This window comes from Bradyrhizobium sp., from assembly GCF_035652035.1.
In the GTDB taxonomy this organism is placed as follows: domain Bacteria; phylum Pseudomonadota; class Alphaproteobacteria; order Rhizobiales; family Xanthobacteraceae; genus Bradyrhizobium.
On the sequence record NZ_DASREO010000084.1, the window covers coordinates 12,354 to 35,727 of the forward strand.

A 23,374-nucleotide genomic window follows, 5' to 3' on the forward strand; every position below is an offset into this window, starting at 1 on the left:
GATTCTGGCAATGGGCGCCATTTCAGTTCTGATCGGCGTATTGATTATTGTGGTTGTCGGGGCGATCTGTTTTTGGGCGATCGACAAGTTTTCGCCCGAGAAGCGGCTCTCAAATCTGCTGAAGCTGCTCGTCGTCCTCGTTTGTCTAGGCGCCATCGTGCAGCGCCTGCTGACGCTGACTTACTAGCAGTCGATCAGATGGCCGCCTGCTCTTCGGCAATTTCCGGCGCTTCTGCTGAAACGATAGCTTCCGCGGGCGCCATACGGCTGGCCGGCAGCCTCAGCAGTCGCTGAGTGCTGGCCTCTTTGTGAACAGCGGCGATGGAATTGCCGGCCTTGCGAACCAGGCTGGCAAGCTGCTCCTCGGAGACCTTCAGGCGTTTCCTGACGATCCGAACCTGTACGCGATCGGTCAGGTCCAGCTTGTTGCGGGTCGCTCTATATTGACGACGGTGCATTTTTTTAACTCCGGGTCGAAACTGATCGGGACCGGCCCCAAGCTGCAATTGCGCTGTCTGGACCCGGTCAGTGACTGTCCCGCTCTCTGCGAAGATTCTGTCGCCGCCAAGAGAAGCCTGACCGGGCGTCCGAAGTTCCGTCCCGTCTTAAATTTCATTGCACGCGCCGAAGGGCGCCGTCACGACTTGGTTTTTCGAGAAGTCCTGCGCTCGTTTCCGCCGGTTTCGCCCGCGAGCCGAACGCTCTTGCGCAGGGCGTCCTTCAGGTCGATCGGAATGCCATGCTTCTTGAGCAGGTCGGCAAACGCTTCGTCCGCCAATTCCTGGAACGTCGCCATCCGGTCGCGCGCCAATTGCTTGAGCTTGTCGAACGTATCGTCGTCGAAGGCGATCAGCTTGCGCATGCGGGGCTCCGCTCGCGATGAATGTTTCGCCGACGTTATCAGGGCCACCTGCCGTGAACATAGACAAAGTTCCGGATAAATACGGAGGCGCAATTAAACTTCTGGTAGTGCCCGCCGGCGTATACACAAGGGTCTCATCCCCGCAAGCCATGCGAGCGTTCGCCATGATCGGCAAGATCCGCAAGCTGTTCCGTGATTGCCTGGCATTCATCGACAGCCTTCGACTTTCGGAAAAGATTTCCGGGATTGTCGGCCTCCTGGTCGTGGTGCTGACCTTGCTGGTGGTGATGTCGATCCAGACCGTCAGGTTGCAGAACGAATACCGGCGCGGGCTGGCGGCCTCTTCGACGATGGCCATCAACATCGGGCGAGTCAATGCGCTGATCTATGCCATCGTGATGGAGTCGCGCGGCATCTACATGTCGACCGATCCGGTCAAGGTGAAGCGATATGCCGACGAGTTGGTGCGGCGCAACCGCGAGCTTTCCGCGGTCATGGCGGAATGGGAAAAGGCCGTTGCCTTCCACAACGAGGAGCATTTCGCGGCTTTCCGCGAGCGAATTCTCCGCTTCATCGATTTTCGCAACGAACTGGTGCGCCGCGCCGTCAAGATCAGTCCCGCCGAGGGCCGCAGCTGGGGCGACAATGAGGCCAACCGTTCGCTGCGCACCGCACTCAACAACGACATCGAGGCTTTCGAACGAGAGCTTGACGAGCGCGCCCGGCAGGTTGCCGAGCTTGCGGGCCGGACCGAGATCGCCTCCTGGTACCTTGCGCTGCTCGGCCTGTGTGGGCTGTTGTTGTCCGCGCTCGCTCTGCTGGTCGTGTGGCGCTCAATGCTGAGGCCGCTCGCCGATATCTCCCGGACGACGGATCTGATCGCCGCCGGCAAAACCGATCTCGACATTCCCTTTGACGCCCGCCCCGATGAAATCGGGCATCTGGCGCGCGCCGTGCGCAATTTTCGCGATGCGACGCTGCGCAATGAGGAATTGGTCCAGCTGGAGCTCGGCACCGCCCATCAGCGCGACGTCGCGATGGGTGAGCGCGACCGGCTGAACGACAAGTATCTCGAAACCAAATGGCAGCTCAGCGCCGCGCTCAACAATATGGCGCAGGGTCTCATCATGATCGATTCAAAGGGCAAGGTGCTGACGACCAACAAGCGGTACAGGACGATGTATAACGTGCCGCGGGAGGTCATCGGCCCTGACTGTTCGTTGCGCGACGTGCTGGCTTACCGCGCCGAGAACGGGATGTTTCAGGGCAACGTCGAACAGTTCATGGCCTCCATCCTGGAAAGGGTCACGAAAGGAAGGCCGTCCGTCACCGAGGTCGCCTTGCCGGATGGCCGGCTGATCCGTGTTTCGGAAGAACCCATGGCGGGCGGCGGATGGGTCGCAACCCACGACGATTGCACCGAGAGCCGTCGCGCCGAGCGAATGCTGGAGCGCACTGAAAAATTCCTCGCCACCGTGCTCGAGACCATTCCACAGGCGATCGTCGCCAAGGATGCCCGCAGCCTGCGTTATCTGTTCGTCAACCGGGCCGCCGAAACGCTGATGGGACTGCCGCGCGGGCAAATCATCGGCAAATCCATGCGCGATCTCTTCCCGGCGGAAACCGCCGAGACCATCGAGCGCCAGGATCGCGAGGCACTGGCCGGGAATACCGAACGCGAACTTGTCGTCCGCGCCGTCAGCACGCCGAACAACGGCGAGCGATACGTCGCGGTACGGCGTTTGCGCATCACCGATCAGTCCAGCGAAAACATGTTGATCAACATGATCGAGGACAGGACCGAACAGGTGACTGCCTCGGAAGCTGCGGCCTGACGCAGCACTGGCGCGGCGCGGAAAATATCCCGAACGTCATCTTCTGGCGCTTCATCGTCCGCCGCTTCCTAAAGAAACTTTGAGTCTTCGAGCGCAGCTTGCGCAGTCGCGCAGACGTGAGCGGAAGTGTGAGGCATTTCATCGCGGTCTACGAAAGCAGTAGGGAACACGGGACACAACGAAAGCGTATTCCCTTGCAAGGAGTGTTGTGACGGGAAGGAGGATGTGATGTTGCGTAAAACGATGATCGCGCTGTGCGCGGTGGCATCGGTGGTCGCATTGACGCCGAATATGGCCTTGGCCCGCGGCGGTGGAGGTGGTGGCGGACACGGCGGCGGCGGTGGCTTCGGAGGAGCGCACGCTGGCGGCTTCGGCGGTGGTGCCTTCGGAGGCGGTCACGCTGGCGGATTCGGTGGCGGCGGATTTGGCGGACATGCTGGCGGGTTTAGCGGTGGGAATTTCGGTGCGAGAAGCTTTGCCGCGGCACCCACCAATAGCTTCGCTCGGGCCGCACCCGGTGGTGGCGTCGCTACGGTTCCAGGCAATCGCTTTGCTGGAAACAACTTTGCCGGCAATCGCTTTGCAGGAGGCAATTGGGGCCACGGCAGGTTTGGCCATGGCTTCCATCATCGCGGCCGCTTCTTCGTCGGTGGCTTCTTTGGCCCCGGATTCTATGACGACTACTGGGATTATCCGGACTACGCCTACAACGATTACTACTATGACAATGGCGGCTGCTACGTCGTGCAGCGGCGCATCCTCACGCGGTGGGGATGGCGGATCCGGCCGGTTCAGGTTTGCGGCTAGCGCTGTCGGACGACAGGCTTCATGACAAAAGGCGCGCGGTGCAACATCCGCGCGCCTTTTGATTTCAGGAGTCCCGATTTCAGCCGAGCACGTTGTACTTCCTGAACCAGGCCTGCATCTGGTTCCAGCCGTCCTCGGCGGCTTCCTTGCGATAGCTCGGACGATAGTCGGCGTGGAAGCCGTGCGGCGCGCCCGGATAGATCTTGAACGCGGCGGGCTTATTCGCCTTCGCAAGCGCGTCCTTCAGCGCCTCGACGCTGGCGACGGGAATGCCGGTGTCGGCTTCTCCGTAAAGCCCAAGCACCGGTGCTTTCATCTCGGGCGCGAGCTGGGTCGGGCTCTTCGGCCAGAGCGGGTTCGGCGGATCGACCGGAGGTCCATAGAAGGCAACGCCGGCCTTCAGCGCGTTCGAATGAGCGGCATATTCCCACACCGTGCGGCCGCCGCGGCAGAAGCCGATGATGCCGAGCCTGTCCGTGTTGCCGCCTTGCGCCTTGGCCCAGCCGACCGTGCTGTCGAGATCGGCGAGAAGTTCGGCATCCGGCTTGGCATTGACGATCGGCAGGAGCTGCGGGATGTCGGTGATCTTGGTGAGGTCGACGCCCTTGCGGAAATAGTAATCGGGCGCGACTGCGAGCGCGCCGAGCTTCGCCAGGCGCCGCGTGACGTCCTTGATGTATTCGTGCAGGCCGAAGATCTCCATCGCGACGATCACGACGGGCGGATTGGCCACGCCCTTGGGTCGCGCGAAATAGCCCGGCATCGCGCCGTCCGCGACCTTGATCTTGATGTCACCCGCCTCAAGCCCGTCCGTGGAGGTCGTAATCACGTCGGCGCGGACGGGGCCGGCGGCAAGGGTATAGCCGGCCGCGACGGCGGCGGAGGCAGTCATGAAGCCGCGCCGGGAGAACGGCGCGACCTTGGTCAGTCCGACGACGTCGGACGTCAACTGGTGATGAATGTTCATGTGAATTCCTCAGGAAACGGGTGGACAGGGGCGGGACGCCAAAAGCCCGAAACACCCGTATCCGCCCGATATTCCCGCGACCAAAGCAAGTCACGAGGTTTGGCGGCCGGCCAAAAAAACAAGGCCGTCGGCGGAGTATGATCGCCCACGGCCTTGCCAGCCCCGGATATTAAATTGGCTTACGCCATCCGGCGAGTTCCATCGTCGCACGGCGCCGTGTGAGCGGATGTGAGCTAGTTCACAAAGCTTCCAAAAAGGGTGCGGCCAGCCCTTGGGGGAAGGCTGGCCGCGCGCGAGACGGTCTGGGACGGGGAGGGGTGGGGATGTGACCGGCTCGCGTAACTCTTAAATCCTCTTGCTTCTCAGCGGTTCTTTTCAGCGATCTCTGGCGCTGGCGGTCAAAGCCGCAGGCCTGGGGTCGCCGAGGGAGACCCAGACATTCGGGTCGTTCTGCGATTGGCGCTTGACGAAGCGGTAACCGGTCTCGGTCCAGGCCACGACGTTCTCATTCTGGTTGTCCAGAACGAACTCGCCCTTGTCGGACTTGACGGTCAAAACCGCATGACCTTCGCCCATCTTGTCGCGCACCACCGTGATCAGAAGCGCCTCGCGCGGCCATCCCGCATCGATCAGCATCTTCCGCTTCAGCAGCACGTAATCTTCGCAGTCGCCGTAGCCGTCGGTCGGGATCGACCACTTTTCGACCACGCCCCAATGATCCATGTCGGTCATCGGCTTGACGGTCTCGTTGACCCAGCGATTGACCTTGATCAGGTCGCGCCAGGCCGCTTGCGTCATCACGATATCGCGCGGCTGCGACTGACCGCCTTTGCACTCGGCCGGATTCTCGGTGCAGAATTCCACCCAGCCGATCGGCGCACGCGTGGCATCGCCGAGACTTGCATAAAGCGGCCGCTCTTCAGCGGCCTTCGCCGACACGCTCATTCCCAACAGGATGGCGGCAACCGCCAAACCTTTGTGCTCCCTGAACCCAAACATTGTTGTGGCCCCCGAACTTTTTTTGTTGGGACCACGTTTCGCACAAAGGTTTTGCGCTGCGGCTAAGTACGCGGGGTGGAATTGAAGCGAATACTGATCAATACTTCAGAGAATTCGATCTGTATTTGAGGAGAATTCGACGACAATTTTAGACAACTGCAATTGATTCAAATTTTATCGATTAAGGGGCGGAGACACGAAAATGCTGCCGATTTTGCCGCCCGGAAGCACCGCATTAACCGGGTTCGATGGCAGTGCGCTGCCGGGCAAGCGGGCCAATGCACGGCACTATGGTGAAAAATGCAGAAAATTCAGGGCCTTTCGCCTTTACCGCGCAGTAACGCTGTCGGTGAGGGGGCAAAGATCCTGGCAAGCGGGTCATGTCCATGCATCGATGCCCGCGCAGGGAAAACGGAGGCAATCATGAAAGCAATACGCGCGGGCCTTGCGGCCGCTCTCTGTCTTTTGGCCGCCGGTCGGGCGATCGCCGAAGACGCGGCCCGCATCAATCCGACCGACCCGCAGCCGACCTGCGCCATGTGCCCGGGGACTTACATCCCCTCCGCGGAGCTTGAGCGTTACACGCAGAAGGCCATCGCTGAGAAGCTGATCGACCAGCAGGTGCGCGACATCGACATCGGCAAGGCGCGGATCGGCATCGGCATGGTCCATCGCGGCAAGCTGGACAAACCCGCAGCGGATTCGGTCGCCGAGCATGACCAGATCAGCGAGGTCTACCACGTGATTTCGGGTGCTGCGACGCTCGTGCTTGGCCCTGACATCGTGGGTCGCCAGCGGCGGCCATCGACCATGCGAACGGTGAGGGAATTCAACGGGCCCGGCAACAACGGCTCTGATATCAAGGACGGCGTCGCCTACGAGATCAAGGCCGGCGACGTCGTCGTCATTCCCGCTGGCACCGGCCACTGGTTCACGAAGATCGACGACCACATCGATTATCTGATGATCAGGATCGATCCGGACAAGGTGACGCCGCTGAAGGGCGAGGCGCAGTCGACGGAGTATCTGTCGAAACCGGCGGTGAAGGGGGAGTGAGCACCCCCATCAGCGTCGGCCGCTGTCAGTCGTCATGCCCTCCCAGTGATAACCGCTGATTTGGCCGGTGACCTTCTTCTTCTGTTCGTCCGTCAGGTCACAATGGAGTCGGCACTGTTTCTCCGCATGGTCGATCTTTTCGTCGGACGCCTGCATGTAGTTGGTCATGGTCGGTTTGAGATATTTGTCGATTTCGTCCTGATCCATTGGCGATTCCATGATCCTCTCGATGTCGACTCCGGCGTTCGCCATCACCGACTGCATAGATGAAGCGCCCAGATTGCCGTAGGCCGCAATATTGTAAGCGTTCATGAGCGTCGCCATGCTGCCTTGATAAACGCCATACCCGACGCCGTCGCAGAGTTTCAGCATGAAGCCGAACTGCACGTAGTTGACGACCTGCGCATGCTGGCACGTGCCGAAAAATTCCACCGTCGCCGCGCATTGTGGCCGCGGCACCGCACAGAAGTCGCTGATCTTCGTGAACCAGGTGCCGGGCTTTGCCTTGGTCCAGGGCTTTTCGACCACGTGGGGCCCGGGCTGCGGATTTGGTTCGGGCCGGCCTCCGGGCCCGATCTTGTTCGGCGAGGTGTCCGGCGGATTCTCCACTTTGAAACCGGTGGGATGAGAGGGATCGCCTCCCGTGGTTGGGTCCAATCCCCAGATGTCCCAGGCAGTGGGGCCAGTCCTGGGATCAATCAGCGAATTGCAGGCCTTGCGACGCTGCTCTTTGGTTGTCTCTGGCTTGTTGTAGTCCTGCCTGATCTTTCTCAACACGCGGATGACGTCGTCAGTGATATCGGGCCCGCATTTCGGTTCGGGCTCGGTCTTGGCAGTGGTCGTCGTGACGGTTTTTCCCTGATCGCTGGGATCATCGGTCTTCTTCCCATCGGTGGTCGGCGGAACGCCGGAGTTTGGAGGTGAACCAGCTTGTGTCGGCGGGACGGATCCTTCTGGCGATTTGGGTTGGTCGGTCGTGGTCGGCGGGGGACCTGCGACGGGTGTGTTTCCGCCCTCAGCCGGCGCGTCAGTCTTCTTGGCCGGTGGGTTGTCGGGTTTGTGAGCCACCGGAACGGGTTCGTCGGCAGGCGGCTTTTTCCCGATTTTTCTCTTCTCTTTCGTCAGTTTCCTTGTTGTTCGCGCTGCCTTTCCGCTATCGGGCTCCTCGCGAGGACGGTTCATCTCATTGGTGATAATTCCCTGGACGATGCCGACCCCAAGACCGGTCGCGAAGCCGCCACCATGCATACCGCCGCCGCGGCCGGCATCGTCGCGCATCATGCGATCCTGGGGCGTGGCCGGTGTTGCAATGAGGAGAGAGAGCGGGATTGTGATAAGAAGCGAAGCAGCGCCTCGGCGTGAGCGCACGCGTGTCATATTGCCCCCAATGCCTTAAAAAAACTAAAGGCTAATGTGGAGCCAAGCTCGTGGTCAATCGTTGGAGGGTGGGTAACGCCGATGAGGAAGCGCGACAGATTACCGCGCGGTGACGGCTTCCTCGAGCGTCTCGGCGAACTGTTCGTGGACGAATTCGAACACTGAGCCCTCTTCGAGATTGCGCACCACGCGCGCCTGAACCTTGCCGACGATCACCATCGATTTTAACGGCGTCTCGCTTTCGGGCGGCGAGCGAAAGTGCAAGTTCGGTCTTACGAGGCTTTCGGCGTGAGGATGCGGCGCTCGCCGCGGACCTGGAGCGCCGTCCTGACTTTGAGGATCAGGCTGGCCGGATGCGGATCGCCATAGTGGAGCAGCATCGTCGCCCGCACCATGTCGCCTGCGACCGGGAAGTTGGAATGATAGGTCCGGTAGCCCCAGAACAGATAGAGGTTGCCGGGCTTCAGATATTTGACGTTAGGCGAGTCGCCCGTTGCCAGCTTGCGAGTGACGCGATTGCGGTACCAATTGCTTTGGACGATCGCTTTCTCGATGATGTTGAAGAGTGCAAACCGCCGATAGCCGCGGCGGTTCGGGAAGACGAGCAACTCGCCGGCGCGCCGCTTTGGCCCCTCCGGGATCAGGATCGGCACCAGCGCCGTGATCACATGCTTGTCGTAGTGGTAGAGCAGTGACCTCTCGTCGCCCGTCCGGCCCGCGACGACGCGCAGGCCGGTATAGATTTCCTCGTCCAGCTTCGCCGTCGGGCAGCCGATTTGCGCAAGGCTCTCCAGGAGCCGGCGCATCTGCGGGTCGTCGGTCAGTTCTTGCGGCGGCGTGCCCTCGTCGCGCGACAGCCAGTTCAGTGCGAAATAGCGCTTGCCCTTCTGCTCGACCAGGCTGTGGACGAACGCCTGTGCGCGCTCGATCCAGGCAGGATCGATCGCGTTCTCGATGGTGACGAAACCCTTGTCGTCCAGCTCCGCGGCGAGCGCGGTAGGATCCAGCCGATCGGTCAGCAGCGCCATCATGATCACCAAATGGGAAAAATGCTTTTGGCCGCTATGAGCTTCGCAATCGGGACACCTAACGCGCGGTAACGCTTTCCTCGAGCGTCTCGGCAACCTGCTCGTGGACGAATTCGAGCGCGAAGCCTTCCTCGAGATTGCGCACGACGCGCGCCTGAACCTTGCCAAGCATCACCATCGATTTCAGCGGCGGTTTGCTTTCGGCCGCGATTGCCGCGCCTGAACGCGACATGTCGATGATGCGGCAGGTCATCCGCGTGCCGTCTTCGAGCGTGAGCAGGGCGATCGGATTGCGCGGAATGATACGGTCGTGGCGGCGATCTTCCGGCAAGTTGAGAATGTCGCGGTTGGCAAGCCAGGTCAGCTGCGCCGCGAGCTTGTCACGCTTGCGCGCGGTCGCGCCGACCGTCATCGCAAAGCCGTTGTCGATGATGCGGGTGATGCGCCCTTCGACGCGGCCGATATGGTCGAGATAGGCGATGACGCGGTCGCCGACATTGCCGATGCCGGGCGCGAGCAGCGCCAGTCCGCCCGGCGACATATTGATGATCTGGCACGGAAATTCGCGCCGGTCCGGCAGCATGTAGCGGCCCAGCAGATGCACCCTCACGCGCTGGAAGCGCCGCCGCTCTTCAGCGGACGGAAGGATCGATTTTTTGTTTGCCAACGCCATCTTCGCCGCCAGAGCAGAGGTGGTTTGACCCTACGGCCGGCAGGGTTAATGAGCGGTTAGCAGGATTGCGGGAACGCCAATTACGCCATTTTCGGTTGCGCTGCCGGCAGGCGGCTGAAAACCCAGAGCAGCAGCGGACACGCAAAAAGGACGGCGGTCCCGACATCGAGGGCCGCAGCCGCCTGACCGTTTGACTTGGCCACGGCGCCTGCCACAACGGGCCCCAGCATCATGGTGGCATAATACAGGGTGTAAAAAATACCCATGCCGATGGCGCGTGTCCGCGGCTGCAGGATGCGCGCGGGCAGGCTCATGATCGGCCCGGCCGGCATGCCGCCAAGCAAGCCGATCGCGATCACGATCGGGATCACCGCATCGCTGCGCGGCAAGATCGCCATCAGCAAGGCTGAGATGAAGCAACCGCAAACGAGAACCAGGTTTGGCTGCCTGCTGCGATCCGCTACATAGCCGCCGAGCGGCACCGATATCACCGCGAGCCAGAGCACGATGCTGATGGCGGAGCCCGCTGTCGATACCGACCAGCCACGCTCGCTGAGCATCGTTGGGCCGAAAGAGAAGATCGTGGCAAGGCCGACGTTGAAGAGGCCCCATATCAGGCCGGCCACGATCAGGGCGGCGAATGTCGTGCGACCAGGCCACGACGAATCCCCTGCCGCCGTCGCAGCCTTTGGCGATGACGGGTAGGCGATCACGAAAAACACGAGCGCCAATGCGATCAACGCGGCGACCGCGAGATAGACCGCCTCGACCCCGAAAGTGGTTGCGATCAGCGGAAGCAGGACCAGCGAGAGCGCAACGCCGGCGGGCCATGAGTTGACGAAGACCGCCATCGCGGTCGCAATCTCATGGCCGGCAAACCAGTCGGCGACCATTTTGGTCAACTGGACATTGAACATCACGCCGCCGGCGCCGCTGACCAGCCTTCCGGCAATCTGGATCGGCCACGACGGCGAAAGCGCCATTGCCAGTTCGCCGATCAACATCAGAAGCAGCGACACGATCACCGTCGGTCTGTCGCCAAGCCGCCTTCCGATCGCTCCGCCCGGCAGCGCGAGCGCAACGCCGGGAGCGAAATAGAGTCCGATCAGCCATCCGATGTCGGCAAGCCCGACGCCGAACCTTTCACCGAGCAGCGGGGCGACGGCCGCGACGCTCTGGAATTGAAATGCCATCGTGAGACGGATCACGAACAGCACGGCCAGGGCAAACCATCGATTGTGCAACGCGTTACACCTTTAGATTGCGATAGCGTATCTGCCGGGAAGAAATGCTCCTGTCAATCGTCCGGGCACCGGCTTGCTTCGTTGGCATCGCGGGTTGCCTTGGCTTAGGCTCCCTCCGCCCAAGACAATCAAAAAATATTTAGAGACAGCCGGGAAGGACGAGGCAATGGAACAGATCCGCGTATGCACCTATGACGGGCCGGGCGCCGCGCCCTTGATACGCAACGTCCCTTGGCCGAAAATCGGCAAGAAGGCGGCGCTGATCAAGGTCGGCGCCTGCGGGGTCTGCGGCACCGATCTGCATATCCTGAAAGGTCACTGGCCGAAGCCGTTGCCGTGGCCGTTCACGCTCGGCCATGAGATCGGCGGGGTGCTGGTCGAGGTTGGTCCGGAATTCACGGAAGACTTCATGAGCAAGCCGCTGAAAGCGGGATCGAAGGTCATGATCCCGCCGCTGATGCCGTGCGGCCACTGCTATTACTGCATCCACTATCCGCAGAGTGCCAACAAGTGCCTGACGCCGGTCTATTACGGCCGCTATCTCGGCTTCGAGAAAGCGCCGCATCTGTGGGGCGGCTGGGCTGAATACGTCTATGTCGATCTCGACATGCTGCCGGGCACCAAGATCTACAAGCTGCCGGACGACATGTCGTTGCGGTTGGGCGCGCTGTCGGAGCCGCTGACGTCCTGCATCCGCGCCTTCAACCGTGCCACGCGCGCCGGCGGATTCAGCTGGGGCGATACGGTCGTCATCCAGGGTTCGGGCCCGATCGGCATTCTCGCCGTCGCGGCCGCGCGCGAGATGGGGGCGGGCAGGGTGATCTGTATCGGCGCGCCGGAAGCGCCGCGGCTAAAGCTGGCGCGTCAATTCGGCGCAGAGGCGACGGTCAACATCGAGGAGATCAAGACGCCGGCTGAGCGCATCGCTCGCGTGCGCGACATCGTCGGCGGGTTCGGCGCGGACCTTGTAATGGATTGTTCGGGGCATCCCAGCGCCGGCCCCGAGGGCATCGAAATGCTGCGCGACGGCGGCACCTACGTCGAGATGGGGCAATTCACCGATGCCGGCGGAATCGAGACGTCCTGGCACCGCATCTGCACAAAGGACCTCAACGTATTGGGATCGTGGGGATTCACCGGCAACGACCTGCCGCTCGGCGTCGATATGCTGTATCGCACGCGTGACAAATATCCGTGGTTGGATATGCAGACGATCTATCCGTTTTCGGAAGACGGTGTTGCCCGCGCCGTCGCCGACGCCATGGCGATGAAGACCGTGAAATCCACCATCGTGCCGTGGCCGGAACTGGTAGAATGAGTGAGGGCGAACCGGGCATCTTGCCGGATTGACGCCAACAGGCCGGCGGGTATCAATGAGGTGATTGGTTCGACCAAAGCTTTATTTTTCGCCTTTAACCTGCGTCACCGCAACTTGCACCACGATCAGTCTGGCGACGCTGACGTTCCTTCGGGTGCCGCCGCGAGCGGTCACCGGCACAATCGGATGGGGACACCATGGCCGAGCAGGGCAAAGTAGTCGTCGAGCGCGATGTCAGACTCGATCTGTTCAGAGGCGTCGGACTGTGGATGATCTTTCTCGATCATATCCCGCACGACGTCGTCTCCTGGCTGACGCTGCGCAATTACGGTTTCAGCGATGCGGCCGAATTCTTCGTTTTCATTTCCGGCTATCTGGCGGGCTTCATCTACGGGCCGATCATCAAGACCGGCCATTTTCTGGCCGCGCTGAAGCGACTGTGGAAACGGGCGATCGAGATGTATGTCGCCCACATCATGCTGTTTCTGATCTTCACCGCGCAGATCGCGCGCACTGTGCGGAAATTCGACAATCCGCTCTATGAGGACGAATTCAACGTCCACAATTTCCTGCTTCACCCGGACACTTTGATCGGGCAGGCGCTGACGCTCCGCTACAAGCCGGTCAATCTCGACGTCCTGCCGCTCTTCATCACTCTGGTTGCGACCGCACCGTTCATGCTCTGGGCGATGGTGCGCCGGCCCAACCTGACGCTGCTCGGCTCGATCGTGCTTTATATCTGCGCACGCAAGTTCGACTGGAACCTTGCCTCCTACCCGCCCGGCACGACCTGGTACTTCAATCCCTTCGCCTGGCAATTGATGTTTGTCTTCGCCGCATGGTGCGGCACGGGCGGCGCAAGCCGGATCTGGCCGATCATCCAGTCGCGCCTGGCCTTCGTGCTGGCGATCGCGTGGATCTTGTTCGCGTTCCTGATCGTCATGACCTGGCACGTCTCAGCCCTCGATGCGCTGGTGCCGAAATGGATGATCAAGCTCATCTATCCGATCGACAAGACGGATCTGGACATGTTGCGCTTCACGCACTTCCTCGCATTGGCGGTGGTCGTGTCGCGCTACGTGCCGCGCAATTGGCCGGCGCTCAATTACAGATGGCTGCAGCCGCTCATCATGTGCGGCCGGCATTCGCTGCCGATCTTCTGCTTCGGCGTGTTCCTGTCCTTTGCCGCACACTGGATCCTGATGCAGTACACGAGGGGCGTTTGGGAACAGCTCGCGGTCAGCGCCGCCGGCTTCGCCATCATGGTCGCGATTGCGTGGGTGCTGGATCGTGCCGGGGAGGTGCCCGACCTGTTCGTCGATGTCGAGGAGATCGACAGCAGCAAGGCCGCGCTAGTGCCGCCTATTTGACGTTCCTGCATCACAAGCCGCAAATTCGGTTCAGGAACGTCAAATAGAAAAGCGGCACTAGAACCATAGGTTTGCTAGTGCCCATGACTTTCCGAAGTTCGTGAACGGTGCGTGCCGAGATATGACACGAACTTCGGAAAGTGGGCACTAGGCCCGGCAAGGCGTAATGCGGCTGATGACGGGAATTGCGAGCGACTAGCGTTGCGAGATTGTTGACCGGAGGAAATCATGGTCCGACGTCTTTTAGTTGTTGCATGTCTTCTGTTGTTGTCAGCGCCGGCCGTGCGCGCCGAGGCGCCGGCGCCCGACGCCATGGAGGCTGCGCGAAGCCTCGTCACCACCATGAAGCTTGCCGATCAGTACAAGGCGCTGTTGCCGGCGATCCTGCTCGGCCTCAAGCCCGCGTTGACGCAGGACCGGCCGGAGATCGAACGCGACTATGATGCGATGATGCCGATGGTCGCCGACGCCTTCACGCCGTATTACACCTCGATGGTGGACGGCATCGCGGCGGTCTATGCGACCAACTTTACCGCCGCCGAGCTGCGTGACATCGAGGCGTTCTATCGCCAGCCGACCGGGCAGAAGATGCTGGAAAAGATGCCTGTCCTCAGCCAGCAGGCGCTCGCGGTCGGCCAGGAGATCGGCCGCAAGGCCGCGGACGATCTGCGCCAGCGCCTCACCGAGGCGCTACGCCAGAAGGGACATAAACTCTGAGGCAGGTCGAAGCGCTCTAGCGCAAGCCCTCATAGACCATCAGCCCGCGCGCCAGCTTCAATTTGCGCAAGGTGCGCGGCACCAGCCGCTCGGTCGGCGGATGGATATAGCGCCACGACGTCAGCTTGAAATCCCTTAAACGGCTGTGTCCGTCCTCGAACGGGGCGAGCAGCCCCGTCAGGCTCAGCGGCACGTGGGCGCGCTGGTTGAACGGGAGCAGCAGCAATTCAAGATGCGCCACACCTTCATCCGAGGCTGCGGTGATGCCGGCAACGGCGGGCAGCATGTCTTCTGTCACCGCCGCGATGATGTCCTCGATCTCGCGCCGGCCCTCGCGGTCAAACAATTCGGGAAAGTTCTGACCCTTCAGGTCGCGACCGAGCAGGGCGGAGAGGCGCGTCCCGGCCACGCGAAATGGATGGCGAGTGGCCTCGTCGCAGGCCAGGACGAAGACATCGCCCAGCAACTGGCGAAACCCGTCGGGTTTGAAATCGCTGCGGTCGGGCGCGCGGGCTTCGCCCCGCTTCTGGTCCCAATACGCGAAGAACTGCCGGTTTGACGGATGCTTCATGCCCTGTCCTTGCTCCGTGCCGGCTGCGGATGGGACATCTCTGTCCCGATTTCGCGCATGCGCGGGCCCCGGTTTTGTTGTGCAGAAAGGTCATTGCAGCGTCCATGCCGAAGCCGCGTTCGGGGCCGGGATTGCGGTGTTAACGTTAAATTAACGATGGGCTTGGCGCGGGAGGTCAGCCTGCTAGGCTCTCGTCCATCGGATTACTTCGCCTGATCTCTTGAAAGATCCGGCCAGGACACGAGGCGTCGAACAGATTGGCCGCTTTGCGCGGGGAGGGGTGGGGATCATTCCCCAGGTGACCCCGAGTAAGGTAAGGCCAACGTCCATCGAGGGAGGGCTTTCTCAGAGCCCTCCCTTTTCGTTGAGCGTCCTTCGTTCCGAGCGTTTGAAGAGCGGTTGGTCAGCAGGTGTTTACCCGGTTGAAAGGCTATCTACCTCACCGGTGCCGTACCCGGATATATCGGCACGACCAGCTTGGGCTCGCGGTTCTCCTCCCACGCTTTGACGAGCTCATCGATATCAATGAATCCCAACCGATACAGGTCAGCGACCTTGCCGCCATGTTCGAGGTGATGCTTTCTGTACCAGATGCTTTCTATGCAAGCCGTATATATCGGACCAACGTGCTTCTGCGCACGTCCGCCAACTTCACCCCGTCGTTTTGCATTGGCTGCGGTGATTGATCGATCCAAAAAGGCACTCACCGCTTCTTGATCAGGTCCCAGCAGATTATCCGCTGATATCAGCCTCGCCTCTGTTCCATTTGCCGCCGCCAATAATTTCTGAAACATCTCTTGGTTGTAACATTCCTCGTAATAGGAAACTGTTGTCCTGAGGATTGCGGCGTATCGGTTCAACGAATTCACGGCAGCGTCGGCGCTTGTTCGCTCGGTCTGTCGCCGCATCATAAGTATGGTTAGAGCTGCCCCAGTGAACGCGATAATTGCCGCGATGAACGTTTGATAGCGATTAAGCCAGTATTCCGTGCAAGATCCTCCGGCATCGGAAATGAGCTTGGCGTATGACGCAGCAGAGCAGGTTTCGACCACGAACAGGGTCACGTTGATGGAAATTCCGATCAACAAGGAGCAAAATAGCGCTAAAACAAGGTTGCTGGGTCTTTGCATCAGACTTCCTCGATGACACTGACGCGGAATTCAAAACCAATTTGGCGGCGAAGGCCTAGGCCCGCCAATTCCTCTTCTGCAGAACGTCGCACCAGACGGCGAGGCTGATGATCACCCCCTTGATGACTGGTAGAACGAGGAGACGCCAAGCAGGCTCATGCCGTTGTTCAGGACGCCGATGATCAGCGCGCCGATGAAGGTGCCGCCGATCACGACGACGGCGATAGCGTCAAGCTCGAACATGTTGCCGAGATTCAGGATCACCATCGTCATGCCGACGCCGATGATGCCGACGATCGTCACCTGCCGCGCCACGTCGGCCGCACCGGCAGGCCCGATCCATGCGGCAAGAGGCATCGCTGGCACAAACGTGAGGCCGTGCCGGATCAATCGGCGGTGAAAATCTATGGCGTTCCTCTCCCGTGCGCCCAATTTGCGCTTTTGTAGGCCAGGATAGCTGTTCCGCGTCCGTAACGGCAACCGGCTTCCACTTCGCAGCAAAACCCTCTAATGGGGCGGATCGCCTGAAAAGAGATTGACCCTTGGAATTTCCGCCCGAACAATCCCCACCGCAAAGCTTGCCGGAGCCGTTGCCTCCGCCCCGGCGCGAGCCGTTGCTGACGCTGCCGGGCGCGCTCACCGCCTACATCCTGCTGCTGGCGGTCATTCATCTGCGCGTGCTGTTGCCGCCGGATCTCGACAACTGGATCGTGCTTGCTTTCGGATTCATCCCCAAACGTTACGACTCCTCGCTGCTGCCGGCGGCTTTTCCGGGTGGGGAGGGCGCCGACTTCTGGACCTTCGTCACCTATTCGCTGCTGCACGCGAACCTCAGCCACATCGGCTTCAACGTGCTGTGGCTTTTGCCGTTTGGCAGCGCGCTGGCGCGGCGTTTCGGCGCAGTGCGGTTCTTTGTCTTCATGGCGGTCACGGCGGCGGCCGGTGCGCTGGCACATCTCATTTCGCATGAGCATGAACTCGCTCCCATGATCGGCGCCTCCGCCTCCGTTTCGGGCACGATGGCGGCCGCCATCCGCTTTGCGTTCGTGCGCGGCAGTTTCTTGTCGTTCAGCCGGGGCGATGCGGATGTTGCCGCAAAAGTGCCCGCGCAGTCGCTGTGGCGGGCGCTGCGCGACCGGCGCGTTCTTGCCTTCCTCGCGGTCTGGTTCGGCGTCAACATCATTTTCGGTATTGGGTCGTTCGCCATCGGGATGGAAGGCGTCAGCGTCGCCTGGGAAGCCCATATCGGCGGCTTTTTGGCCGGTCTTCTGTTGTTTTCGCTGTTCGATCCGGTTCCGCGCGCGAGCGGCGATGTTGCAGATGCGTCGTCGTCAGAAGCAGATCATTAACGACAGCCAGGTCTGATTTTCAAAACGCCTCGCTTGCGGGGCGGAAAGATTTCATCCATCATTTGCCACACGCGGCCCCGCTCGAGCGCCAGGCAATTGTGCTCAAGTCGTGGCAACCCGCGCTAGCGCCCGGCAACCAAAGTGGCGCAACGCTGTTGATTGAAGACTCAAATGAACAAAGAACGCGCTCGCTCAAGGGCGCGATCGGCTTCAAGGAGGCGACAATGACGGTACGTGCGATTCTCGATACCAAGGGCCATCAGATCATGAGCGTCGAGCCGGAGGCAAAGCTCTCCACGGCGGTCAAGATGTTGGGCGAGCGCAAGATCGGCGCCGTGCTGGTGATGAGCGCGGGCCGCATCGAAGGCATTTTGTCCGAGCGTGACATCGTGCGCGTGCTGGGTGAGCGGGGGGCGACCGTCCTGGAAGAACCGGTGAGCACGGTGATGACGCGCAAGGTCGTCAGCTGCAAGCAGTCGGATACGGTCAGCGGCATCATGGAGATGATGACGCGCGGAAAATTCCGTCACCTGCCGGTTGTCGAGGGTGAGCGGGTGGTCGGTCTGATCTCGATCGGCGACGTCGTCAAATGGCGCGTGCAGGAATACGAGCACGAGCAGGAAGCGCTGCGCGAATACATCAAGACGGCCTAAAGCAGAGACCGCTGTTCAGGACGCGTCGTCCACCACAGCCTTGTCGGTCGACGCCTTGTCGATCTTCGCAGCGGGCGTCGCCGGGACCAGAACGTCGATCACCTCCTGGATGGAGGCGATAGCGCGTTCGGCGGCGCGCGCGCCATGGACGATCAGTTCATCGGCGCGGTGAAAATCAAACCAGCCGATCTGGCCGATCCGGGGCGTGATCAACAGGTCAGGCGGATCGCCCGCAAGGCGTGCGCGGGTAATGCGGTCCTGCATGATATTGAAGGCATCGACCATGACCGACGAAATGCCGGGCCGGCCGCCGCCGCCGAAGAACTCCCGCTTGACCGCGCGTTCGGGTGAAAAGAATTTGCCAATGCCGCGCCTTGGCGGGGCAGGCTCGACCGGCGCCTCCTTGGTCACGGCGGAAGCGCCGTGCGAATAGATCGTGGTCGAATGGGCGAATATGTCGCTTGAGAGATTGGCGGCGATGACGATTTCGGCGCCGAGCGCCCGCGCGGCTGACACGGGCACCGGATTGACCAGCGCGCCGTCGACCAGCCAGCGACCGTCGATGAGAACCGGCGCAAAGATGCCGGGCAGCGCGTAGGAGGCTCGCATGGCCTCGACAATGCGGCCGTGGGTCAGCCAGGTCTCGTGCCCAGTGCGCACTTCGGTAGCGACGGTGGCGAATTTCAGCGGCAAGTCTTCGATCAAGGTTTGACCGAGCGAGACCTCGAGTTCGGCCGCAAGCTTGTCGCCGCCGATCAGGCCCGAGCCGTTGAGCTTGAGATCGAGATAGGAAAGGACATTTCGCGGCTGCAAACCCCGCGCCCAGCCTTCCAGCGTATCGAGGTGGCCGGCGGCAAAGGCGCCGCCAACCACGGCGCCGATCGAGGTGCCGACCACGACGTTGGGGACGATGCCATGGGCGATCAGCGTCCTGACGATCCCGATATGGGCAAAGCCGCGTGCGGCGCCGCCGCCGAGCGCAAGCCCGATGACCGGCCGTCGGCCAGCCTTATTGTCCCGGATTTGTCCGTTGTTCTGGCTTCGCCCGATCCAACTATCCAACACTGAAGACGATCTCCTGACCCAACCAAGCTATCTCGGGACAGCCACTCCCGCCAGAATGGCCGACGAGCATGGTTTATGCCGGGGGCTGGGGTGAGATTGTGACGGGACCGCGGCGAGGCTTTAGGAGGTAACGGGACAGGCCGGAGCGCGTTCCGTATCTCCCCGGTAAAGCCGATGCAGGCTTGAATTTGCCGCGTTTTCAGTGAAAAGCATCCATGATGAAACGGGGAAGACAGGCAGCGGGGGGATTCTGGCGGGGCGGGCGTTCGCGTCTGATGCCGGTCTTTGTGTTGCTTTTGGGGTCGGCCCTCGCTGACCCGGCTTCGGCGCAATTTTTCAGCGACCGGCCGCCGCCGGTGCCGCCGGCCTCTGTTCCGGAGCCGCCGGCCGGCCCTGCGATGAATCTGGCGCCGTCCTCTGGCCCCGCTTCGGTGCCCAATCTGCCGCCGCCATTGACTGCGCCGCCAGCCGTTGCCGCCGTACCGCCTGCCGCGCCGCCGGCGAGCATCACCCCGCCGAATCAGGCCGTGCTGGCGCTGACGGCGCGTTTCGCCAAGGATCTTCCGCCCATCACCGGCGGGCTGGTGTGGCGCATCTTTTCCGACAAGCCGGATGAGACCGGCAACATGAAGATGGTCCGCGAGGACCGTAACCCCACGCCGAACATCGTGCTGCCGCCGGGCAACTACGTCATCCATGTCGCGCTTGGTCTCGTCAGCGCCGTGCGGCCGGTGACGCTGAAAGCGGAGACCGATCGCGAATCCTTCATTCTCCCCGCCGGGGGCTTACGCATCGAGGGGCGCGTCGGCACCTCGAAGATTCCGCAGAACCAGATTTCATTTGCGATCTACAAGGGCAGCCAGTTCGAAGTCGGCGAGCGCGCCTCGCTCGTGCCCAACGTCGCCGCCGGCGACGTTGTGCTGCTGCCCGAAGGCACCTACTACATCATTTCGAACTACGGCGACGCCAACTCGGTGGTGCGTTCGGATATCCGGGTCCAGGCGAGCAAACTGACCGACGTCACCATCACCCATCGCGCCGCCGTCATCACGCTCAAGCTCGTCAGCGACCGCGGCGGCGAAGCGCTCGCCAACACGGCGTGGTCGGTGATCACGCCGGGCGGCGACGTCATCAAGGAATCGATCGGCGCATTCCCGCGCGTTGTGCTGTCGGAAGGCGAATATCGCGCCATCGCCAAGAACGAGGGCAAGGTCTATGAGCGCGCCTTCAACGTGGTCAATGGTGTCGACGGCGAGGTCGAAGTCGTCGCGCGTTGACGCGCTTTTCGGCATTCTCTGTCATAGTTTCTAAAACCTACTAACCATCGCGCGATTTAAAACTGTCATAATCGCAGGTCACCCTTCCTCCTCCCGGAATTTTTACATCGCTTTAAGTGCCAGAGCCTTGGATGGCGCGCGCGAAATTCGCGCGTCGTTGGGGAATGTCATGCTTGCTGCCAGGAAACCGTCGGGAAAATCTGCACCGGAGATGTTCGATGACGTCCCGGTCTTGCAGCGCAAGTGGCAGGCGGCCTTGCGTCCTAGCGAGAAGCTGCCGGCCTATGAAGACGTCATGCTCGGAAGCCTTGGCCGGCTCGCCGATCACATCATCCTGCTGAAGGAAGTTGGCTATTCCGAATCCGATACGACTTTCAAAGCGTTGTCGCTGTCCGCCGTCGCGATGTGCTCATTTTGCGCCAGCAAATCAGTGATATTCCGGTTGCGGTTAGCGTGACCATAGATCTTCAAAACGAGCGCTGGCGACTTCCATCCTCCAAGATGGGCGACCGTCACCACGTCAACGCCGCGCCTCAACAATCCCGTTGCAAAGCCATGCCGGCAGCAATGCGGGCTAAGGTGCTTGATCTTCGCGCGCTCGATCGCAGCAGCCCAGACGCGCCACAGATCGCCACGGCCGTTATAACCGAACACGCCGCGATCAGGGATCTTCATCTCACTTAGCAACCGCAACTTGGCAACTAGCGGAGGTGGCAGGTTCGCCAGGCGATCCGATCCCGTCTTGGTTTGCCTGATCAGCGCGGTTCGATCGTCCAGATTCAGGTCGTTCCATTGCAGCGCAATGGCCTCCCCGATGCGGGCGCCGGTCATGAACATGAACATGCAGAGCGCGCCGACGTGCGGGTTTGCGTTAGCGGCGAAGGCATTCACCCATTCTAGGGTGGCTGGCTCTTTGATCTTGCTGTCTTCCTTGAAGCGCTTGACCTTTATCGGAGAGCAAAGACCATCCTCAGCGCAATAGTTGATGACGGCAATGGCTGATGTCAGGCCCTTACGATTGAGCGTCGCGCCGCTGCACCCCGGCAATATCTTGACCGCCAAGGTCCGCAGGTAGCCGGGCGTGATTTCGCTGATCAGCGTGTCCTTCAGGTGATCCTCGATAAATGATAGCCACTGGTCGTCCTTGCCGCCGCCCCTGTAGTGCATCGCGGCTTGAGCAAAGGTCAGGACCGAGCCCGGCCCATCGTGACGACGTTTCCACTCTCTTTGTTCAATCTGGGAAGCTTCGCGCGCCGCAATGGTTTTGTCCGTTGTTTTAAGAGATCGGCGTATGATCCGTCCGGCAACGGTGCCCCGGCAGTTCCAGATACCGTTGCGCTGGAATAGGTAGAGGGGCATCGCTGCGACTCCATGATCTTGTGAACGTCGGTCTCGGTCAGAACCATCGAGGAACCTGAGACTAGGCAGGCTCCGAGCTGCTTTGCAATCCTGCGCACGCGCCGCGCCGGCCAACCGAGATGTTCGGCCAGTTTCTCCGGGGTGGTTATCGCGGGCAGTGCCAGGGTCATTTTCAGGGCTGTGAGAGGATTGAAAACGCGGGTCGCTCAAGAATTAAAAGTCCGCCTTTTGTCATGCCGCATCGCCTCCATCCGGCTTTGACGAAGCAGGTTCCGAGTTTGCCTTTCCATCCAGGATTAGCGCGCCTGACCTTTTCCTGATCGACCTTGGTGTAATGCCTCTGACCAGGCCAAGCGTAATCAGCGACGGCGTCAGCCTGTCGGATAAGCTCGGACGAGAGGATTTCGCTTTCGTTTCGGAAGACGCTGCACTCGACGCCTTCCTGTTTTGGTTCGGTGTCGTCGATATACTTTCGCCAAACAAAGAGGGCGTCAGCTCGCGCGGTTCGCAAGACGATATTGAATCCGGGCCCGACAAACTGATATCGCTCTCGACCATCAGCATAGGCCTTCTGGGCGCTGTAGTGCCGTTTGTAGAGTTCAAGGCAGGATTTATCGCCATCTTTCGTGATCCACCAGTCAGGCACCGCGTTTTCAACCAAGTCCGAATTGCTGCTCTAACCGTCTCGCGATGTCGTGCGAGAGTTCAGTTTCGCATAGTTCGATCGCGGCAACGATTTCCTTGGCCAAGGCCATGCGTCGCTTAAGTGGCGCTCGCGGCAGATAGGTATCCGCGATCCGGATCGCCTCTTGGGCGGCTGTTCCCATAATCTCGCGATCACCCACGGCGCACCTCTTCGTGAGATCAACGCAAACGAGCTAATTCGGCGCGGGCACGTTCCAGTGCAGCACCGAAGGTGCATAGACCGGGAGACGCGCTCGCAATATCATGGAACGCATCGGAAAGCATGACGCCTGTTGCTCCGGCGTGGTCAAAATCCCATGGACCAACAGCGACGTTCTCAAATCCCATCGCTGTGAAATATTGATGGAGCATACAGGCGCATGGCTCGTCGTATTCGTAGAAGTCATCGGCCGGCTGCCTTTCCAGCCACGCAATTAGACTCTCAATTGTCAACGGATCGTCTTTAACTTCCGGCTTTTCCCATCGCTTGTCGTACAGCATCGGTATTCTCCCATTGCTCAGCGTTTGTCGTGAAGGATGGAACATGCGGTCTTGAGCTGTTGACGCAGATGCGCATTCTGTTCGCGCATCTCGCAATAGTCGTTCCAGGTTTGCTGGAGCATCTTGATCGTGAGTTCAAAGTCTCGGCTCTCGAACAGTTCGTTTATGAATGCAGCAGGATGATGCCTACCCATCGCTAGGCTCCCGCCGTTTCGGAGATAAACTGCGCCGCGATCCATGGGTCGATCGCATTGCCGTAGGCGCACAAAGTTGCCACTCGGGTGGAAACCCCATCATCGCCGCGGCGAACGAGGGGTTGAGGCCAACGACGTCCTTGCTGGAACGGAGCGGCGGCGATAGCGCGCAGATCCTCTTGGCCACCCCATCGCCACGGTCGAGCTTCGCCAATACTTCCGCTCTCGACCAGTCCTTGCCTTCGCGCGCTGCCAGCGTGGGCAGAAAAGTAGAAACGCTCTCGTCCTTGTGGAGCTTCGTGGTCCTTCGCGCGCCGGACTTCGCCTTGGAAACGGTA

27 protein-coding genes and 2 pseudogenes are annotated in these 23,374 nt (G+C 60.9%); 11 read left to right on the forward strand and 18 right to left on the reverse strand.

Annotated elements, in window-relative coordinates; genetic code table 11:
- The first annotated feature begins 10 nt into the window (after positions 1-10).
- Positions 11-187 carry a hypothetical protein gene (locus tag VFB05_RS22355; protein ID WP_325016270.1) on the forward strand — a complete coding sequence of 59 codons (177 nt, stop codon included), beginning with the start codon at positions 11-13 and terminating at the stop codon, positions 185-187.
- A gap of 7 nt (positions 188-194) precedes the next feature.
- Here VFB05_RS22355 and VFB05_RS22360 read toward each other — a convergent pair whose 3' ends face one another.
- Together VFB05_RS22360 and VFB05_RS22365 are read right to left on the reverse strand one after the other, a co-directional pair.
- Entirely contained in the window at positions 195-458 is a 264-nt protein-coding gene (locus VFB05_RS22360) for a DUF3606 domain-containing protein (protein ID WP_325016272.1), read from the reverse strand.
- Positions 459-637: 179 nt separating this feature from the next.
- The gene (locus VFB05_RS22365; RefSeq protein ID WP_325016275.1) at positions 638-862 is read right to left on the reverse strand and encodes a hypothetical protein; all 225 of its coding nucleotides are present in this window, start codon (positions 860-862) and stop codon (positions 638-640) included.
- A gap of 164 nt (positions 863-1,026) precedes the next feature.
- Here VFB05_RS22365 and VFB05_RS22370 point away from each other — a divergent pair, with 164 nt between their 5' ends.
- Both VFB05_RS22370 and VFB05_RS22375 read left to right on the forward strand, forming a co-directional pair.
- Entirely contained in the window at positions 1,027-2,697 is a 1,671-nt protein-coding gene (locus VFB05_RS22370) for a PAS-domain containing protein (RefSeq protein WP_325016277.1), read from the forward strand.
- 228 nt (positions 2,698-2,925) lie between these two features.
- Positions 2,926-3,504, forward strand: a complete 579-nt coding sequence (locus VFB05_RS22375) for a hypothetical protein (RefSeq protein ID WP_325016279.1) — start codon at positions 2,926-2,928, stop codon at positions 3,502-3,504.
- Between the two features lie 79 nt (positions 3,505-3,583).
- Here the strand turns inward: VFB05_RS22375 and VFB05_RS22380 are convergent, their stop codons facing one another.
- Together VFB05_RS22380 and VFB05_RS22385 are read right to left on the reverse strand one after the other, a co-directional pair.
- Entirely contained in the window at positions 3,584-4,396 is an 813-nt protein-coding gene (locus VFB05_RS22380) for a dienelactone hydrolase family protein (RefSeq protein ID WP_325016325.1), read from the reverse strand.
- A 450-nt stretch (positions 4,397-4,846) separates the two neighbouring features.
- A complete protein-coding gene (locus tag VFB05_RS22385; protein WP_325016281.1) occupies positions 4,847-5,470 on the reverse strand; it encodes a transglutaminase-like cysteine peptidase in 624 nt (207 codons plus the stop codon).
- A 423-nt stretch (positions 5,471-5,893) separates the two neighbouring features.
- On the opposite strand from VFB05_RS22385, the gene VFB05_RS22390 reads away from it, so the two are divergent.
- Positions 5,894-6,526 (forward strand): hypothetical protein, encoded by a 633-nt coding sequence (locus tag VFB05_RS22390; RefSeq protein ID WP_325016284.1) that lies wholly within the window; start codon positions 5,894-5,896, stop codon positions 6,524-6,526.
- A gap of 9 nt (positions 6,527-6,535) precedes the next feature.
- On the opposite strand, the gene VFB05_RS22395 is transcribed toward VFB05_RS22390, so the two are convergent.
- The 5 genes from VFB05_RS22395 to VFB05_RS22415 form a co-directional block, all read right to left on the reverse strand.
- A complete protein-coding gene (locus VFB05_RS22395; RefSeq protein WP_325016286.1) occupies positions 6,536-7,804 on the reverse strand; it encodes a hypothetical protein in 1,269 nt (422 codons plus the stop codon).
- A gap of 198 nt (positions 7,805-8,002) precedes the next feature.
- Entirely contained in the window at positions 8,003-8,167 is a 165-nt protein-coding gene (locus VFB05_RS22400; RefSeq protein WP_414643240.1) for a hypothetical protein, read from the reverse strand.
- Positions 8,168-8,175: 8 nt separating this feature from the next.
- The gene (locus tag VFB05_RS22405) at positions 8,176-8,931 is read right to left on the reverse strand and encodes a hypothetical protein (RefSeq protein ID WP_325016288.1); all 756 of its coding nucleotides are present in this window, start codon (positions 8,929-8,931) and stop codon (positions 8,176-8,178) included.
- A 58-nt stretch (positions 8,932-8,989) separates the two neighbouring features.
- Positions 8,990-9,604: a PilZ domain-containing protein gene (locus VFB05_RS22410; protein ID WP_325016289.1), complete on the reverse strand. Its 615-nt coding sequence runs from the start codon at positions 9,602-9,604 to the stop codon at positions 8,990-8,992.
- Between the two features lie 80 nt (positions 9,605-9,684).
- A complete protein-coding gene (locus tag VFB05_RS22415) occupies positions 9,685-10,848 on the reverse strand; it encodes a CynX/NimT family MFS transporter (protein ID WP_325016291.1) in 1,164 nt (387 codons plus the stop codon).
- 166 nt (positions 10,849-11,014) lie between these two features.
- Here VFB05_RS22415 and VFB05_RS22420 point away from each other — a divergent pair, with 166 nt between their 5' ends.
- The 3 genes from VFB05_RS22420 (at position 11,015) to VFB05_RS22430 (ending at position 14,253) form a co-directional block, all read left to right on the forward strand.
- On the forward strand, positions 11,015-12,166 hold the full coding sequence (locus tag VFB05_RS22420) for a zinc-binding dehydrogenase (RefSeq protein ID WP_325016293.1): 1,152 nt from the start codon (positions 11,015-11,017) through the stop codon (positions 12,164-12,166).
- Positions 12,167-12,363: 197 nt separating this feature from the next.
- The gene (locus tag VFB05_RS22425; protein ID WP_325016296.1) at positions 12,364-13,536 is read left to right on the forward strand and encodes an OpgC domain-containing protein; all 1,173 of its coding nucleotides are present in this window, start codon (positions 12,364-12,366) and stop codon (positions 13,534-13,536) included.
- Between the two features lie 228 nt (positions 13,537-13,764).
- Positions 13,765-14,253 (forward strand): DUF2059 domain-containing protein, encoded by a 489-nt coding sequence (locus tag VFB05_RS22430; RefSeq protein ID WP_325016299.1) that lies wholly within the window; start codon positions 13,765-13,767, stop codon positions 14,251-14,253.
- A 16-nt stretch (positions 14,254-14,269) separates the two neighbouring features.
- Here the strand turns inward: VFB05_RS22430 and VFB05_RS22435 are convergent, their stop codons facing one another.
- The 3 genes and pseudogenes from VFB05_RS22435 to VFB05_RS22445 form a co-directional block, all read right to left on the reverse strand.
- Positions 14,270-14,824: a PAS domain-containing protein gene (locus tag VFB05_RS22435; RefSeq protein ID WP_325016300.1), complete on the reverse strand. Its 555-nt coding sequence runs from the start codon at positions 14,822-14,824 to the stop codon at positions 14,270-14,272.
- Positions 14,825-15,258: 434 nt separating this feature from the next.
- Positions 15,259-15,954: a hypothetical protein gene (locus tag VFB05_RS22440; RefSeq protein WP_325016303.1), complete on the reverse strand. Its 696-nt coding sequence runs from the start codon at positions 15,952-15,954 to the stop codon at positions 15,259-15,261.
- 55 nt (positions 15,955-16,009) lie between these two features.
- A pseudogene (locus tag VFB05_RS22445) lies at positions 16,010-16,203 on the reverse strand (ribose ABC transporter permease); the annotation flags it as partial.
- 341 nt (positions 16,204-16,544) lie between these two features.
- Between VFB05_RS22445 and VFB05_RS22450 the strand changes: the two are divergent.
- Both VFB05_RS22450 and VFB05_RS22455 read left to right on the forward strand, forming a co-directional pair.
- Entirely contained in the window at positions 16,545-17,303 is a 759-nt protein-coding gene (locus tag VFB05_RS22450; protein ID WP_325016305.1) for a rhomboid family intramembrane serine protease, read from the forward strand.
- A gap of 224 nt (positions 17,304-17,527) precedes the next feature.
- A complete protein-coding gene (locus tag VFB05_RS22455; RefSeq protein WP_325016307.1) occupies positions 17,528-17,956 on the forward strand; it encodes a CBS domain-containing protein in 429 nt (142 codons plus the stop codon).
- Between the two features lie 15 nt (positions 17,957-17,971).
- On the opposite strand, the gene VFB05_RS22460 is transcribed toward VFB05_RS22455, so the two are convergent.
- Complete coding sequence (locus VFB05_RS22460) at positions 17,972-19,021, reverse strand: patatin-like phospholipase family protein (RefSeq protein ID WP_414643241.1); 1,050 nt, start codon at positions 19,019-19,021, stop codon at positions 17,972-17,974.
- 215 nt (positions 19,022-19,236) lie between these two features.
- Between VFB05_RS22460 and VFB05_RS22465 the strand changes: the two genes are divergently transcribed.
- Both VFB05_RS22465 and VFB05_RS32220 read left to right on the forward strand, forming a co-directional pair.
- Positions 19,237-20,298 (forward strand): hypothetical protein, encoded by a 1,062-nt coding sequence (locus VFB05_RS22465; protein WP_414643242.1) that lies wholly within the window; start codon positions 19,237-19,239, stop codon positions 20,296-20,298.
- Between the two features lie 169 nt (positions 20,299-20,467).
- A pseudogene (locus VFB05_RS32220) lies at positions 20,468-20,659 on the forward strand (hypothetical protein); the annotation flags it as partial.
- Here VFB05_RS32220 and VFB05_RS22470 read toward each other — a convergent pair.
- The 5 genes from VFB05_RS22470 to VFB05_RS22490 all read right to left on the reverse strand — a co-directional run.
- Complete coding sequence (locus VFB05_RS22470) at positions 20,650-21,657, reverse strand: site-specific integrase (RefSeq protein ID WP_325016311.1); 1,008 nt, start codon at positions 21,655-21,657, stop codon at positions 20,650-20,652. The pseudogene VFB05_RS32220 and the gene VFB05_RS22470 sit on opposite strands and share 10 nt — an antisense overlap.
- A 172-nt stretch (positions 21,658-21,829) precedes the next feature.
- A complete protein-coding gene (locus tag VFB05_RS22475) occupies positions 21,830-22,318 on the reverse strand; it encodes a hypothetical protein (RefSeq protein ID WP_325016313.1) in 489 nt (162 codons plus the stop codon).
- Positions 22,311-22,502: a hypothetical protein gene (locus VFB05_RS22480; protein WP_325016315.1), complete on the reverse strand. Its 192-nt coding sequence runs from the start codon at positions 22,500-22,502 to the stop codon at positions 22,311-22,313. The genes VFB05_RS22475 and VFB05_RS22480 overlap by 8 nt, the downstream gene beginning before the upstream one ends.
- A gap of 19 nt (positions 22,503-22,521) precedes the next feature.
- Positions 22,522-22,842, reverse strand: coding sequence for a hypothetical protein (locus tag VFB05_RS22485; RefSeq protein ID WP_325016316.1), 321 nt, complete (start codon positions 22,840-22,842; stop codon positions 22,522-22,524).
- 186 nt (positions 22,843-23,028) lie between these two features.
- Positions 23,029-23,374 (reverse strand): hypothetical protein (locus VFB05_RS22490; RefSeq protein ID WP_325016318.1); only part of this gene is annotated, 346 nt, incomplete at its 5' end.

Bases quoted from the DNA above. Each gene is read 5' to 3' on its own strand.
- VFB05_RS22355 (WP_325016270.1), top strand. From the start codon at position 11: ATGGGCGCCATTTCAGTTCTGATCGGCGTATTGATTATTGTGGTTGTC.
- VFB05_RS22360 (WP_325016272.1), bottom strand. From the start codon at position 458: ATGCACCGTCGTCAATATAGAGCGACCCGCAACAAGCTGGACCTGACC.
- VFB05_RS22365 (WP_325016275.1), bottom strand. From the start codon at position 862: ATGCGCAAGCTGATCGCCTTCGACGACGATACGTTCGACAAGCTCAAG.
- VFB05_RS22370 (WP_325016277.1), top strand. From the start codon at position 1,027: ATGATCGGCAAGATCCGCAAGCTGTTCCGTGATTGCCTGGCATTCATC.
- VFB05_RS22375 (WP_325016279.1), top strand. From the start codon at position 2,926: ATGTTGCGTAAAACGATGATCGCGCTGTGCGCGGTGGCATCGGTGGTC.
- VFB05_RS22380 (WP_325016325.1), bottom strand. From the start codon at position 4,396: ATGACTGCCTCCGCCGCCGTCGCGGCCGGCTATACCCTTGCCGCCGGC.
- VFB05_RS22385 (WP_325016281.1), bottom strand. From the start codon at position 5,470: ATGTTTGGGTTCAGGGAGCACAAAGGTTTGGCGGTTGCCGCCATCCTG.
- VFB05_RS22390 (WP_325016284.1), top strand. From the start codon at position 5,894: ATGAAAGCAATACGCGCGGGCCTTGCGGCCGCTCTCTGTCTTTTGGCC.
- VFB05_RS22395 (WP_325016286.1), bottom strand. From the start codon at position 7,804: ATGCGCGACGATGCCGGCCGCGGCGGCGGTATGCATGGTGGCGGCTTC.
- VFB05_RS22405 (WP_325016288.1), bottom strand. From the start codon at position 8,931: ATGGCGCTGCTGACCGATCGGCTGGATCCTACCGCGCTCGCCGCGGAG.
- VFB05_RS22410 (WP_325016289.1), bottom strand. From the start codon at position 9,604: ATGGCGTTGGCAAACAAAAAATCGATCCTTCCGTCCGCTGAAGAGCGG.
- VFB05_RS22420 (WP_325016293.1), top strand. From the start codon at position 11,015: ATGGAACAGATCCGCGTATGCACCTATGACGGGCCGGGCGCCGCGCCC.
- VFB05_RS22425 (WP_325016296.1), top strand. From the start codon at position 12,364: ATGGCCGAGCAGGGCAAAGTAGTCGTCGAGCGCGATGTCAGACTCGAT.
- VFB05_RS22430 (WP_325016299.1), top strand. From the start codon at position 13,765: ATGGTCCGACGTCTTTTAGTTGTTGCATGTCTTCTGTTGTTGTCAGCG.
- VFB05_RS22435 (WP_325016300.1), bottom strand. From the start codon at position 14,824: ATGAAGCATCCGTCAAACCGGCAGTTCTTCGCGTATTGGGACCAGAAG.
- VFB05_RS22440 (WP_325016303.1), bottom strand. From the start codon at position 15,954: ATGCAAAGACCCAGCAACCTTGTTTTAGCGCTATTTTGCTCCTTGTTG.
- VFB05_RS22455 (WP_325016307.1), top strand. From the start codon at position 17,528: ATGACGGTACGTGCGATTCTCGATACCAAGGGCCATCAGATCATGAGC.
- VFB05_RS22465 (WP_414643242.1), top strand. From the start codon at position 19,237: ATGATGAAACGGGGAAGACAGGCAGCGGGGGGATTCTGGCGGGGCGGG.
- VFB05_RS22470 (WP_325016311.1), bottom strand. From the start codon at position 21,657: ATGCCCCTCTACCTATTCCAGCGCAACGGTATCTGGAACTGCCGGGGC.
- VFB05_RS22485 (WP_325016316.1), bottom strand. From the start codon at position 22,842: ATGCTGTACGACAAGCGATGGGAAAAGCCGGAAGTTAAAGACGATCCG.